This is a genomic window from Streptosporangium sp. NPDC000509 (genome assembly GCF_042898365.1).
GTDB lineage: Bacteria > Actinomycetota > Actinomycetes > Streptosporangiales > Streptosporangiaceae > Streptosporangium.
On the sequence record NZ_JBIAYX010000001.1, the window covers coordinates 356,081 to 369,203 of the forward strand.

The 13,123-nt window shown below is 70.8% G+C and carries 12 protein-coding genes; 4 read left to right on the forward strand and 8 right to left on the reverse strand.

The window, feature by feature from the left end:
* Positions 1–133: 133 nt before the first annotated feature.
* The 3 genes from ACFY3D_RS01305 (at position 134) to ACFY3D_RS01315 (ending at position 2,480) form a co-directional block, all read left to right on the forward strand.
* Positions 134–457 carry a TcmI family type II polyketide cyclase gene (locus tag ACFY3D_RS01305; protein ID WP_389973386.1) on the forward strand — a complete coding sequence of 108 codons (324 nt, stop codon included), beginning with the start codon at positions 134–136 and terminating at the stop codon, positions 455–457.
* Positions 445–753, forward strand: coding sequence for a zinc ribbon domain-containing protein (locus ACFY3D_RS01310; protein WP_389974343.1), 309 nt, complete (start codon positions 445–447; stop codon positions 751–753). The genes ACFY3D_RS01305 and ACFY3D_RS01310 overlap by 13 nt, the downstream gene beginning before the upstream one ends.
* A gap of 107 nt (positions 754–860) precedes the next feature.
* Positions 861–2,480, forward strand: coding sequence for a protein kinase (locus ACFY3D_RS01315; protein ID WP_389973390.1), 1,620 nt, complete (start codon positions 861–863; stop codon positions 2,478–2,480).
* 13 nt (positions 2,481–2,493) lie between these two features.
* Here ACFY3D_RS01315 and ACFY3D_RS01320 read toward each other — a convergent pair whose 3' ends face one another.
* The 3 genes from ACFY3D_RS01320 to ACFY3D_RS01330 are packed head-to-tail and all read right to left on the reverse strand — an operon-like array spanning position 2,494 to position 4,434.
* The gene (locus ACFY3D_RS01320; RefSeq protein WP_389973393.1) at positions 2,494–3,423 is read right to left on the reverse strand and encodes an RluA family pseudouridine synthase; all 930 of its coding nucleotides are present in this window, start codon (positions 3,421–3,423) and stop codon (positions 2,494–2,496) included.
* Positions 3,416–4,051 (reverse strand): signal peptidase II, encoded by a 636-nt coding sequence (locus ACFY3D_RS01325; RefSeq protein ID WP_389973396.1) that lies wholly within the window; start codon positions 4,049–4,051, stop codon positions 3,416–3,418. The genes ACFY3D_RS01320 and ACFY3D_RS01325 overlap by 8 nt, the downstream gene beginning before the upstream one ends.
* Positions 4,015–4,434, reverse strand: coding sequence for a TraR/DksA C4-type zinc finger protein (locus tag ACFY3D_RS01330; RefSeq protein WP_350948111.1), 420 nt, complete (start codon positions 4,432–4,434; stop codon positions 4,015–4,017). The genes ACFY3D_RS01325 and ACFY3D_RS01330 overlap by 37 nt, the downstream gene beginning before the upstream one ends.
* 474 nt (positions 4,435–4,908) lie before the next feature.
* Between ACFY3D_RS01330 and ileS the strand changes: the two genes are divergently transcribed.
* Positions 4,909–8,070 carry an isoleucine--tRNA ligase gene (gene ileS / locus ACFY3D_RS01335; RefSeq protein ID WP_389973400.1) on the forward strand — a complete coding sequence of 1,054 codons (3,162 nt, stop codon included), beginning with the start codon at positions 4,909–4,911 and terminating at the stop codon, positions 8,068–8,070.
* A gap of 177 nt (positions 8,071–8,247) precedes the next feature.
* Here ileS and ACFY3D_RS01340 read toward each other — a convergent pair whose 3' ends face one another.
* The 5 genes from ACFY3D_RS01340 to ACFY3D_RS01360 form a co-directional block, all read right to left on the reverse strand.
* Positions 8,248–10,434, reverse strand: a complete 2,187-nt coding sequence (locus ACFY3D_RS01340) for a hypothetical protein (RefSeq protein WP_389973404.1) — start codon at positions 10,432–10,434, stop codon at positions 8,248–8,250.
* A 42-nt stretch (positions 10,435–10,476) separates the two neighbouring features.
* On the reverse strand, positions 10,477–11,337 hold the full coding sequence (locus ACFY3D_RS01345) for a DivIVA domain-containing protein (RefSeq protein ID WP_350948108.1): 861 nt from the start codon (positions 11,335–11,337) through the stop codon (positions 10,477–10,479).
* A 49-nt stretch (positions 11,338–11,386) separates the two neighbouring features.
* Positions 11,387–11,674: a YggT family protein gene (locus ACFY3D_RS01350; RefSeq protein WP_030909817.1), complete on the reverse strand. Its 288-nt coding sequence runs from the start codon at positions 11,672–11,674 to the stop codon at positions 11,387–11,389.
* Between the two features lie 82 nt (positions 11,675–11,756).
* A complete protein-coding gene (locus ACFY3D_RS01355; protein WP_350948106.1) occupies positions 11,757–12,260 on the reverse strand; it encodes a cell division protein SepF in 504 nt (167 codons plus the stop codon).
* A 121-nt stretch (positions 12,261–12,381) separates the two neighbouring features.
* Positions 12,382–13,086, reverse strand: coding sequence for a YggS family pyridoxal phosphate-dependent enzyme (locus tag ACFY3D_RS01360; RefSeq protein ID WP_389973408.1), 705 nt, complete (start codon positions 13,084–13,086; stop codon positions 12,382–12,384).
* Positions 13,087–13,123: the final 37 nt, after the last annotated feature.

Sequence of the window (13,123 nt, forward strand, 5' to 3'; positions counted from 1 at the left end):
ACGGCTCCCCTCAGGGGAGGAGAGGGTCCCCTCCCCGGAGGAGTCCCGGATTCACGCCGGCGGCGGGCGACAGCGGCCCGGCCCGGTTCCTACGGTGGGACTGACCCGATCGACCGGACACCGAGGAGTTCCCGTGCCCGACCGGATTCTGATCGTCGCCCGCCTCACCCCCGGCGGCTCCGGCGAGGTCTCCCGCCTCTTCGGCGAGTCCGACGCCGGCGAGCTGCCCCGCGCGCTCGGGGTGACGCGCCGCGACCTGTTCCGCTACCGAGACCTCTACTTCCACCACGTCGAGTTCGAGGGATCCGCCGCCCAGGCGATGGCCACGGCCGGCGGACGCGAGGACTTCCTGCGGCTGAGCCGGGAGCTCGCCCCGCACGTCAGACCGTACGACCCGGACACCTGGCGCGGCCCCGCCGACGCGATGGCACAGCGGTTCTACCACTGGACCCCCTAGCTGAAAGCGCCGGTCGAGAGCTGATCGCGGTGAACCCCGCCAACACCTCCCGCACCTGTGCCCGATGCGGGCACTGCGTGAAGGACAACCGCGTCAGCCAAGCCGAGTTTCACTGCCAGCGGTGCGCACACGTCGCGCACGCCGACGTGAACGCGGCGACCAACATCCTCAGGGCAGGGCTTGCCCTTCGCGACGTCGCGCAAGCGGCTCAACGAGAAGCCACTCCCTTCAAGGAGCGGAGGAGTCACCCCGTTGCTGCGCGCCCTGCTCGCGCAACCGCGGTTCGCGGCGGGTGAGCACGGCACCGGATTCGTGGACACGTTCATGCGCGAAGAAGGGAACATGCTCTGGTCTGCGCAAACTTTCCTGAATGCCGACGTAAATCCTGGGTACTCGCCACCCCATGACCGATTCTCAGGGGATCATCGGAGCCCGCTACCGCCTGCTCGAACGCATCGGCCGAGGAGGCATGGGAACGGTCTGGCGAGCGCGGGACGAGGTCCTGGGCCGGGAGGTGGCGGTCAAGGAGGTCGTCCCATCCCCCGACCTCACCGGTCCCGAGCGTGAGGTCTTCACCGTCCGGACCCTCAGGGAGGCCCGTACCGCCGGGCGAATCGGCGGCCACCCGGGGGTGGCGACGGTCTACGACGTGATCGAGGAGAACGGGCGCCCCTGGATCATCATGCAGCTCATCGAGTCCCGCACGCTCGGAGCGGTGGTCAGGGAGGACGGGCCGCTGCCGCCGATGCGGGTGGCGCGGATCGGGCTGGAGGTGCTGGGCGCGCTGCTCGCCGCCCACCACGCCGGTGTCCTGCACCGCGACGTGAAGCCGGACAACGTGCTGATCGCCAGGGACGGACGGGCGGTGCTCACCGACTTCGGCATCGCCGTCCTGGAGGGCGACTCCTCGATCACCAGGACCGGCTCGCTCATCGGCACCCCGGCGTTCATCGCGCCGGAGCGGGCGAGCGGCGGGCCGGCCGAGTTCGCCTCCGACCTGTGGTCGCTCGGCGTGACGCTTTACGTGGCGGTCGAGGGACGCTCCCCCTTCGAGCGTGCCCACCCGCTCGCGACGCTCAGCGCCGTCATGCACCAGGAGCCGTCGCCGATGCGGTTCGCCGGGCCGCTCGCCCCGGTGATCTTCGGCCTGCTCCACAAGGATCCCGCGCGACGCATGTCGGCCCGCGATGTGCAGGTCCACCTCGCCTCCCTGGTGAACGGCACCGCACCGGAACCGACCATGCCCATCGAACTGCCCACCGCACCGCCCGCCGGGGCCGCCACCGGACCGTCGACCGGATCTTCCATGGCGGTTCCCGTGGTGGCCGCGGTCCCGGGTCCGGACGGCGCACCCACCGCGCCGGCCGAGGCCGCACCGCCGCCGCCTCCCGTGCCCGCCGGATCCGGCCCGGAGCAGGGTCCGGTCTTCGTTCCCCGGAGGAGGCGACGCCCTGCGATGGCCGCCCTGGTCGCGGCGACGCTCGCCATCACCGCGACCGCGGGAGGTGCGGCGTGGGTCGCCGTCAACTCCTCGCCCCCGGTCCCCCGGGATCAGCCGACGTCGGCGAGCGTGGCGCCCGACGAGAAGAAGCCCTCGAACAAGCCCGAGCAGGCGAAGGTACCCGCGCGAGACAACGGTGGCGGGACCTCGGGTCGCCCCGCCCCGGAAAGGGCGAGGAACGACGACCCCGCGCCACGGGACAGACCGTCGGGCGAACCGTCGGAGAAGCCGTCGCCCAAGCCGTCACAGGACCCTCAAAACAAGCCCGACAAACCCGAGAAGCCCGACAAGCCCGAGCAGGACCCCGCCGGCCAGGGGCAGAACGAGGAGCAGGACCAGGGTGAGGGGAGCGGCGAGGGCTCGGGGCAGGACACCGCGCCGGGCGAGGGGCAGCAGGGCGACTCACCCGACCAGGTCGACCCCAACGCCGGGACGGCCCCCGAGAGCAAGGTCACGAACGCCGGAGTGATCAACGGACCGGGCCAGGACACGGACACCGGAGGCGAGATCAGGAACGGCTGATCGGCGTGCGGCGCTAGGACTCGGCGGCGACGATCCTGAGAGCCTGGGCCAGATCGTCGGGGTAGGCGGTGCTGAAGGAGACCCACTCGCCGGTGGAGGGGTGCTCGAAGGCGAGGGAGACCGCGTGCAGCCACTGCCTGCTCACCCCCAGGCGCGCGGCCAGGGTGGGGTCGGCCCCGTACAGCATGTCGCCGACGCACGGGTGGCGCAGCGCCGACATGTGGACCCGGATCTGGTGGGTGCGGCCCGTCTCCAACTTGATGTCCAGCAGCGACGCCGCGCGGAACGCCTCGATCGTGTCGTAGTGGGTGACCGAGTCCTTGCCCCCGGCCACCACCGCCCAGCGGCCGTCCCCGACGGGATGGCGGTCGATCGGCGCGTCCACCGTGCCTCGGTGCGGGTCGGGGTGGCCCTGGACCAGCGCGTGGTAGCGCTTGTCGACCGTACGCTCCTTGAAAGCCCTCTTCAGGTGGGAGTAGGCGTGCTCGCTCTTGGCGACGACCATCGCGCCGGTGGTGTTGGCGTCCAGCCGGTGCACGATGCCCTGGCGTTCGGCCGCGCCGCTGGTGGCCACCCGGTGGCCGGTGCCCAGCAGACCGCCGATCACGGTGGGACCGGTCCACCCGGTGGTCGGGTGGGCGGCCACGCCGATGGGCTTGTTGACGACGACGATGTCGTCGTCCTCGTACACGATGTGCATTCCGGGCACGGGCTCGGCCACCGGCATCGGCGTGGTGGGCGGCGGCGGGAGGGTGACCTCCAGCCACGCGCCGCCGTGTACCCGGTCGGACTTGATCGCGGTCGCGCCGTCCACCAGCACGTCACCGGCGACGATCAGCTCGGCCGCGCGGGTGCGGGAGAGGCCGAACAGGCGTGACAGGGCGGCGTCGAGGCGCTCGCCCTCCAGCCCGTCGGGGACGGGGAGGCTTCGCCGGTCAGCCATCGCTGTTCTCCTTCGTTTCCTTCGTGGTCTTCTCGGCTCCCGTGTCGCGCGTGCCGTCGAGCTGGTAGCCCCGCCAGGCGAGAACGACCGCCAGGATGCCTCCGCAGACGACCGCCGAGTCGGCGACGTTCCAGACCGGAAAGTGGCCGGGGAAGGTCTCGATGAAGTCGACCACGTGCCCCTGGAAGGGCGAGGGCCTGCCGGGCCCGAAGCCCGAGGGCCAGCGGAAGATCCGGTCGGTGAGATTGCCGAGCGCCCCGCCGAGCAGCAGGCTCAGCGTGATCGCCCAGGGCAGGCTGCGCAGGTTGCGCGCGGTGCGCAGGATCGCCACCACGACGGCGGTCGCGACACAGGTGAAGATGATCGTCATCCCGGTGCCGAGACTGAAGGCGGCCCCCGAGTTGAAGATCACCCGGAACTGGAGGAGATCCGGGACGACCACGAGCGGTTCCCTGCCCTCCAGGGTCCGAAGCACGAGGGTCTTCGTGGCCAGGTCGAGGGCGTAGATGACAGGGACGATCATCGCGAGTACGGCGATCCGCCGCCTCGGGAGCGGGGCGGCGGAAACCGCCCCGTCCTCGCTGTCACCGGTCAGCGGCGCTCCTCCCGCTGCTTGCAGGCCACGCACAGCGTCGCCCTCGGAAACGCCTGAAGGCGCTCCTTTCCGATCGGCTGATGGCACGATTCGCACACTCCGTAGGTCCCCGCGTCGATCCGGGCGATCGCTCGCTCGTTCTGCGCGACCAGGTCGCGCGAGTTCAGGGTAAGGGCGATTTCGCGCTCGCGTTCATACGTCCGGGCTCCGGCGTCGGCCTGATCGTCGCCCGCGCCGTCGGTGACGTCGCTCGACGCGATCTCCGTCTCGGCCTTGGCGATCTCCTCGGTGAGCTCTCGGATCTCCGTGGCCAGTTGCTCACGGACCACCTTGAGTTCCTCGGCCGACCAGGTGACGACGGCGCCGTCCTGGGACGGCGCCACCGCGCTGTTGTGTGCGCGCACGGTCGCGGCCATGGCGGCCTCCTTGCTCGATGACCGTTTCCAATGTGGTAAGCGGTGCGGGCAGCTTAGGTCTTCTATAACGGAACGGCAAACGACCCGCCGCATTGTTTACCACTCCCGTAACATCCGGTCGCTTCCCCCTGATTCCGCTCAGCCTGCCTCGATAACGGGAAGCTTCCAGGGGGGCGGGTGCGTTATCGTGTGAGCCTGCAAGGCGTTGATGGGGACAGCAACCTCCGCATCCCCTCGCACGAGCGACCCGGGGACGGTGCGAGCCCGGGGCGAGGCGCGAAGGCACGATCACCCCGGAGCCGCCGGAAGAACGGCCGCGACGTCTCGGAGAAGATCCGCGGCGGCCCAGTAGACCCGGCAGCAGACCGAAGGAAGAGGGCCTCGCACGCGAGGTCAAGGAGGGTGGTACCGCGGGGCCCGACGGCCTCGTCCCTCCACGCCACAGCCGGTTCCAGCGTGGAGGTCCAGCCCATCATGTCCGCCTATTTCCGCTCTCTTCCCGCGCAGGTCGATCTTCCCGCGCTTGAGCACGAGGTGCTCGACCGCTGGCGGGACGGCAAGATCTTCGAGCGCTCGGTCGAGCAGAACGCCGGCGGTCCCAACTGGGTCTTCTACGAGGGTCCGCCCACCGCCAACGGCATGCCCGGCGTCCACCACGTCGAGGCGCGTGTCTTCAAGGACGTCTTCCCCCGCTACAAGTCGATGCGTGGCTACAACGTCCCCCGCAAGGCGGGCTGGGACTGCCACGGACTGCCCGTCGAGGTCGCCGTCGAGAAGTCCCTCGGCCTCTCCGGCAAGAAGGAGATCGAGGCGTACGGCATCGCCGAGTTCAACGACAGGTGCCGCGAGTCCGTGCTGAAGCACGTGGACGCCTTCGAGGAAATGACCGAGCGGATGGGCTACTGGATCGACCTGTCCCAGGCGTACCGCACGATGGACCCCGCCTACGTGGAGTCCGTCTGGTGGTCGCTCAAGGTCATCTTCGACAAGGATCTCCTCACCCGCGACTTCCGCATCACCCCGTACTGCCCCCGCTGCGGCACCGGCCTGTCCGACCACGAGCTGGGCCAGCCGGGCGGCTACGAGACCGTGAACAGCCCGTCGGTCTACGTCCGCATGCCCGCGACCTCGGGGCCGCTCGCCGACCTCGGCGCCTCGCTGCTGATCTGGACCACCACGCCGTGGACCCTGGTCTCCAACACCGCCGTGGCCGTGCACCCGGACGTGACCTACGTCGCGGCCCGTCCCGCCGGATCCGACGAGGTCCTCGTCGTGGCCGAGCCGCTGCTCGCCGCCGCGCTGGGCGAGGGCGCCGAGGTCCTCGCCTCCTTCCAGGGGGCCGACCTGGAGCACACCACCTACACGCGCCCCTTCGAGCTGGTCGACATCCCCGGTGCGCACTACGTGGTGCTCGGCTACTACGTCACCACCGACAACGGCACCGGCCTGGTCCACCAGGCGCCCGCCTTCGGCGCCGACGACATGACGACCTGCAAGCGCTACGGGCTGCCCGTGGTCAACCCGATCGGCCCCGACGGCCGCTTCCTCGACAACGTTCCCCAGGTCGGCGGCACGTTCTTCAAGGACGCCGACGAGGGGCTCACGGCCGACCTGCGGACGCGCGGCCTGCTCTACCGGGGCAGCCACTTCGAGCACAGCTACCCGCACTGCTGGCGCTGCCACACCGCGCTGCTCTACTACGCCCTCCCCGCCTGGTACATCCGCACCACCTCGATCAAGGACCAGCTCCTCGCCGAGAACGAGAAGACCAGCTGGTACCCCGAGACGATCAAGTGGGGCCGGTTCGGCGAGTGGCTGCGCAACAACGTCGACTGGTCGCTGTCGCGCTCACGCTACTGGGGCACCCCGCTGCCCCTGTGGGTCTGCACCACCGACGACTCGCACGTCACCTGCGTCGGCTCGCTGGATGAGCTGAGCCGCCTGTCCGGTCAGGACGTCTCCGCGCTCGACCCGCACCGCCCCTACGTGGACGACGTCACCCTGCCCTGCCCCACCTGCGGCGACGAGGCGCGCCGGGTCCCCGACGTGATCGACGCCTGGTACGACTCGGGCTCGATGCCGTTCGCCCAGTGGGGCGCCCCGTACCAGAACGAGGAGATGCTCGCCAAGGCGTATCCCGCGCAGTTCATCTGCGAGGCCACCGACCAGACCCGCGGCTGGTTCTACTCGCTGATGGCGGTGGGCACGCTCGTCTTCGGCAGGTCCTCGTACGAGAACGTGCTCTGCCTCGGCCTGATCCTCGCCGAGGACGGCCGCAAGATGAGCAAGCACCTGGGCAACGTCCTGCAGCCGATGCCGCTGATGGACCAGCACGGCGCCGACGCGCTGCGCTGGTACATGGCCTGCTCCGGCTCGCCGTGGGCGGCCCGCAGGGTGGGGCACGGCGCCCTTGAGGAGATCGTCCGCAAGGTCCTGCTCACCTACTGGAACACCACGTCGTTCTTCACCCTGTACGCGAACGCGGAGTCCTGGTCGCCGTCCCAGCTGTCGGCGGCGCCCGCGTACCACGAGCGCCCGCTGATCGACCGCTGGGCCCTCGCCGAGCTGCACAGGACCGTGGACGAGGTCACCGCGTCGATGGACGTCTTCGACACCGCCCGCGTCGGGCGGCGCCTCGCCGAGTTCCTCGACGACCTGTCCAACTGGTACGTACGGCGTTCCCGGCGCCGCTTCTGGAGCGGTGACCCCGCGGCGTTCGCCACGCTGTACGAGTGCCTGGAGACGGTCACCCGGCTGATGGCGCCGGTGGTGCCGTTCACCACCGACTACGTGTGGGACGTGCTCCGCGACGCCGACGCCGACGCCCCCTCCTCGGTCCACCTCGCCTCCTGGCCCGAGGTCAACGGCGAACTGCTGGACCCGGAGCTGTCCGAGCGGATGGCGCTGGTCCGCCGCCTGGTGGAGCTGGGCCGCTCGGCCCGCGCCTCCAGCGGGGTCAAGACCCGCCAGCCGCTCGGCCGGGCCCTGGTCGGCGCCCCCGGCTGGGCCACGCTCCCCCCGGAACTGCGCGAGCTGATCACCGACGAGCTCAACGTGAAGGACCTGGAGGACCTGTCCGGGATCGGAGCGGACCTGGTGTCCTTCACGGTCAAGCCCAACTTCAGGGCGCTGGGCAAGCGGTTCGGCTCGCGGACCAAGCTGGTCGCCTCGGCCGTCACCGCCGCCGATCCCGCCGAGCTCGCCCGCGCGCTCCGTACCGGCTCACCGGTCCCGGTGGAGGCGGGAGAGCTGGGCACCGTGGAGCTCGGCGCCGACGACGTGATCGTCACCGAGCAGCCGAGGTCGGGCTGGGCGGTGGAGGCCGGGGCCGGTGAGACGGTCGCCCTCGACCTGACCATCACCGACGAGCTGCGCCGCGCGGGCCTGATCCGCGACGTCATCCGCCTGCTCCAGGACACCCGCAAGTCCACCGGCCTGTCGATCGCCGACCGGATCGACGTGTGGTGGTCCACCGGCGACGCCGACCTGGCCGAGGCCCTGCGAACCCAGGGACAGACGGTGGCCGACGAGGTCCTCGCCGTCTCCCTCACCGAGGGCGGCGCCGACGACCTCCCCGTTCACGGCGACGCGGAGCTGGGCCTGACCTTCCAGCTCCGCCGCGCGACGACGGTCTGACCGGTCCGGCCGGTCCGATCGGCTCAACCGGTCGGACCGGCCCGGGAAGGTCGGCGAGACCGGACGCGGCCGGGGTTTCCTGGATGTCCTCCAGAAAACCCCGGCCGTCATGGTTCACAGCGATACGGATGTGCGGAGGGGCCGGTAAGGGCCGGGCATCCGGCCTGCCCGGTCAGCTCACGTCCGGCGGTCGATCCGGCAGATCGGGCAGTTGCTCAGACCGGCCCGCTCGGCCTCGGCTCGGGTCGTGGTCTCGACGCCGCTGCCGCCCACGCTGGCCCCCTTGACGAGAGGGCAGTCGGAATCGTGGAAACGGCGGGTGCCGGCGATGACCGTGACCGTCTCGCCGTCCATCTCCCGCTCCTCGGTCGCGGGGCGCGGCCGGTCCTTGACGGCGGGGATACCGCCGGGAGAGGTGTCGTCGTCTCGATCATCGGGGGCGTCGCGATCATCGGAGGCGTCGCCGTCGTCGCGGCCGTCGCGGGAGGAGATCCTCGCGCCTGCTTCGGACCTCACATCGGCCGAGGCGTTCTCGGGTGCCGGGTCGGGTTCGGCTGAGGTGGAGTCGGCCGCTACCTGCCGCCCGGCGCGCCCGGGTGCGGTCTCGGCCGGCTCCACCGGCTCGGGGGTGCCGACCGTGGCGGAGTCTTCCCGCCCGGAGGAACCCGAGGGCTCCGGAGAGGTCTCCCGACCGGCGGTCGTGGTTTCCGCCTCCGCGGAGGAGGCGTTCTCGCCGGAGACGGCCTCGGCGCGGGCCTCGCCGCCGCCGGACCCGCCCTTCGCGGAATCGGCGGACGTGGCCTCGGCCGGTCGGCTCCTGGTCTGCTCGTCCTTCGCGGGCTTGGTCCAAGCGGGCCTGGTGGGCTCGGCCTCGGCCTGCTCGGGCCCGGTTGACCCGGACTTCGCGGACGCGACCCCGCCGGCGTCCGGCTCATCGGGGTCGGACGCCCCGGCCCGGCTCGCCGAGGCGTCCGTGGCCGACGTACCGGAGGAGGCGGCGGGCTCGGGTCCGGCCTTCGCGGAGTCAGGCTCCGGCTTCGGCGAACCGGGCTTGGCCGAGGCGCCCACGGAGCCGGCGGAGGCCTCCCGGCTCTCCCCTGCCGCCTGCGCGGCCACATCACGGCTGAACCAGCTGGTGGCCTCGGACGCGGCGTGCGGGATCTCGGGGATCTTCGGCAGCTGGATCGCCGGTCGGGTGGGCTGCTCCGCCGGGCGGGCCGGAGGGCTCGCGGGCTTCTGAGGCTGGGGCCGGGGCTCGGAGGCCCGAGGCTGGGGCTCGGAGGACCGGACGTAGGGCCGGGCGACCGGGACGACGGGGTCCTGCTGGGAGGGCTCGGCTTCCGGACGCCCGGTCTCCTGGCGGGACGCGGTGCTCTCGCGACCGCCTGCGGAGCTCTCCGGCCTGGCGGGCGCGGCGTCGCGGCTCGCGACCGGAAACGCCGGAAACGCCGGAGATTCAGCCCTGGTCTGCGAAGCCTCGAAACGGCCCTGCGATGCCGCTGTCTCGGGCCGCTGCGATTCGGACCCCTGAGTCTCGGACCCCTGCTGTTCGCCGGGCCGCTGATATTCGGAGCGCTGGGATTCGGGCCGCTGGGACTCGGGCCGCTGAGGTTCGGGCCGCGCTCCGGGAGTCTGCTGCCCGCCGGACGAGACCCCACCGGACGGAGCGGTGGGCTGCACGGGCCGGTACGGGGAGGTGAAGCGAGCGGTGGCCTCATGAACACCTGGCTCGCGAGCACCGGCGACGGGGCCGGACTCCCGAGAGGCGGTCAGAGGCTCGTCGGGCTTCCGCGCCTCGGGCGAGGTCTCCCGCGGCTGGGGCCCGGAGGCGGAGTCTGCGGGCAGGCACGTGGTGCAGGGCGTGAAGCCCTCCTCCAGCGCCTCCTCGTGGGTGAGCTCCTCATGATCCCTGCCGGCCAGCTGGCGGCACCCCGCGACGTGATAGCGCTTACGGCCGGGGATGACCAGCACGATGGCCTCGGGGGCCAGGGCGCCCCGCCTCGCCGCGGCGGTGGCGGGTCCGGCCACCGGGCCGCGTCGCGGCTGGGTCGGGGCCACGGGCGCCTGCTGCATCCCGTGCCGCACCATCATCTGCTGTGGCGCCGAAGGGTGGTTCGGCACCCCGTGCGGCGCGGGCAGCGGCCCGGCCGGCATCGGTCCCTTCTGGGGAAGGGGCTGAGATGCCCCGGCGTCCCCGCCGGGGAACAACTCGTGGCGGCGCAGCAACGCCCCGATCACCAGGAAGACCGCCGACAGCACGCTGACCGCGATCGACCACATGACCAGAAATGGCTTGGCCAGCACGAACCCCGCGATGAGCAGGACGATGGCCGTGAGTACCAAACCGGCGCTGATAAGGATCACAGAGAGACTCCCGGGTGCGGGTCAAGGGGATGACCCGACACCTTAGCGGCGGTCGTTGTGAGGACCGTCAACGCCCTGGAAGGCACCGGAGTGCTGCGAGGGGTCACCGCCGAACGGGTTGGGTGCGCTCTGGAGGGTCGGCTGACCGCCCTGAGCCACCGCGTGGGACATCGCCGGAGGCCCGCTCACGATCGGGAACCCGCCGCTGCCCTCGGCAGCCACGTTCAGCTCCGCGAGCTGGTTCTCCAGGTACAGCTTCAGGCGACTGCGATACTCGCGCTCGAAGCTGCGGAGCTCCTCGACCTTGCGCTCAAGCTCGTCGCGGGTCTGCACCAGAGAGCCCATGGCCTGGCGGTGCCGCTCCTGCGCGTCACGTTCCAGCGTCTCGGCTCGGGCACGCGCGTCACCGATGACCTGCTCGGCCTGGCGACGTGCCTTGCCGAGGATGTCGTCGGCCTCGCGGCGCGCCCGGGTCACCGTCTCGTCCGCCTCACGGCGGGCGTCGGCGATGGCCTGGTCGGCGGTCTGCTGGGCGAGGGCGAGAACGCGGGCCGCGGTGTCCATGTTGTCCTCGGCCGGAGGCATTCCCATCGCGACGGGAACAGGCTGCTGATGCTGCACCGGCTCGGGAGCGCGCATGGGCTCCGGCTGCTGCTGCATCATCATCTCGGGCTTGGGCTCGGCGATGGGGGCCGGCGCCATCGCCATGCCCATACCGCCGGGGACCTTGCCCCGCAGGCACTCCGCCAGCTTGGCGCGGAGCTCCTCGTTCTCCTGAATGAGACGGTCCAACTCGGACTCGACCTCATCGAGGAAGGCGTCTACCTCTTCCTCGTCGTAACCCGGCCGAAGGCGGGTCGTACTGAATTGCTTGTTCCGCACATCGGCGGGTGTCAGCGGCATTTCGGTCTCCTTGGCGCGCTTGGAGTCTGTCCGGGGGGACGGTACCCGATCAACGAAGCGCGGACACGAGTTGGATCAAGACCAAGACCACAATGAACAGCACTGTGAAGCTTAGGTCAAAGGCCACCGTACCCAACCGGAGTGGTGGAATGAAACGGCGGAGGAACTTGAGAGGTGGGTCGGTCACCGTGTATACGGCTTCCGCCAGCACCAGGACGATGCCGGTGGGGCGCCACTGGCGCGCGAACGCCTGCACCGTCTCGAAGATCATTCTGCCGATCAGCAGGACGAGGTAGATGGACAGGACGAAGACCAAGATCCCGCTAACGATCCCCACGGTCCGTGCCCGCCTCCACTTCGCTCTGCCGTCCTCTGGCCCGTCGGGACCTGTTAGGCCGGTCACTGTTCATGATGGAACTCTAGCTCTGGTTGAAGAATCCGCGTTCCGCGATTCGAGCCTTGTCCTCGGCGGTCACCTCGACATTGGCTGGGGACAACAGGAACACCTTGTTCGTAACACGTTCGATGCTGCCGTGTAGGCCAAAGACGAGACCTGCCGCGAAATCAACGAGCCGCTTGGCGTCACTGTCAACCATCTCGGTCAGATTCATGATGACCGGGGTGCCGTCACGGAAGTGCTCGCCGATGGTCCGCGCCTCGTTGTACGTGCGGGGATGCAGGGTGGTGATGCGCGCCAGATCGGTCGTACGGCGCTCCAGAAGGGCCGTCGCGGGCCTCGGGGCGGGGACGCCGGAGTCGGTGTCGTCCTGGAGGTCGTGGACCGTGCCAGACCGCTCGTCGCCCTCGCGGCGCGCGTCGTCGAACTCCTCGTACTCGTCGTCGGGGTAGCTGTCGTATCTCTCGTAGCGGTCGTCCTCAACAAGACCGAGGTAGACCGCCATCTTGCGCATCGCGCCGGCCATCGCTACTTCTTCCTCCGTCTTACTTCAGATGTGCCCCAGGGGGACAGCCCGACCGCCCTGAGCTCACCACCGTTCGACCGCTGTCCGGACACGTGGACGCCAAGGTCCACTTGAAGGGACATTACCTGACGAAGGGCTTCCTGCGACCGAGCAACGCCGTACCAACACGCAGGTGTGTCGCGCCGTTGGCGATAGCCTGGGATATGTCCCCACTCATCCCCGCCGAGACGACTCCGGCGCCGGGGTGAGCCCGCTGGACGGACCTCGCGATCTCCCTCAGCCTCGCGAACGCCCTGCCCGGCTCCTCGCCCAGTGGCGCGACCGCCATCACCCCGCCCAGCTCAAGTCCCTCGGCTCCGGCGACGGCGTCGGCCAGGGCCTCCACCTCCTCGGGCCGCGCACCGCCCCGCGCGGGGTCGCCGTCGAGCGCGACCTGCACCAGGCAGGTGACCGGGCGTCCCGCCGCGAGCGCCTCCCGGCTGAGCGCGGCCACCAGGCGCGGACGGTCGACCGAGTGGACGACGTCCGCGTACCCGACCACCGAGCGGACCTTGTTGGTCTGCAACTGGCCGACGAAGTGCCAGCGGAGATCGAGGCCGGCGCATTCGCGCGCCTTGGCGGACGCCTCCTGGTCGCGGTTCTCCCCCACGTCGGTGATCCCGAGCTCGGCCAGGATCCGCACGTCGGAGGCGGGGTAGGTCTTGCTCACCGCGATGAGCGTCAGCTCCTCGCGGTGACGGCCGGCGGCCCGGCAGGCTTGGGCGATCTCCGCCTCCACCCGGGCCAGCCCGGCCGCGATCTCATCACGTCGTGTTGTTTCCGTCACATCTCCGCCGCTCGGACGTCGGCAAACCGGCGGAGCC

Bases quoted from the DNA above. Each gene is read 5' to 3' on its own strand.
- ACFY3D_RS01315 (WP_389973390.1), top strand. From the start codon at position 861: ATGACCGATTCTCAGGGGATCATCGGAGCCCGCTACCGCCTGCTCGAA.
- ACFY3D_RS01320 (WP_389973393.1), bottom strand. From the start codon at position 3,423: ATGGCTGACCGGCGAAGCCTCCCCGTCCCCGACGGGCTGGAGGGCGAG.
- ACFY3D_RS01330 (WP_350948111.1), bottom strand. From the start codon at position 4,434: ATGGCCGCGACCGTGCGCGCACACAACAGCGCGGTGGCGCCGTCCCAG.
- ileS (WP_389973400.1), top strand. From the start codon at position 4,909: ATGTCCGCCTATTTCCGCTCTCTTCCCGCGCAGGTCGATCTTCCCGCG.
- ACFY3D_RS01345 (WP_350948108.1), bottom strand. From the start codon at position 11,337: ATGCCGCTGACACCCGCCGATGTGCGGAACAAGCAATTCAGTACGACC.
- ACFY3D_RS01355 (WP_350948106.1), bottom strand. From the start codon at position 12,260: ATGGCCGGCGCGATGCGCAAGATGGCGGTCTACCTCGGTCTTGTTGAG.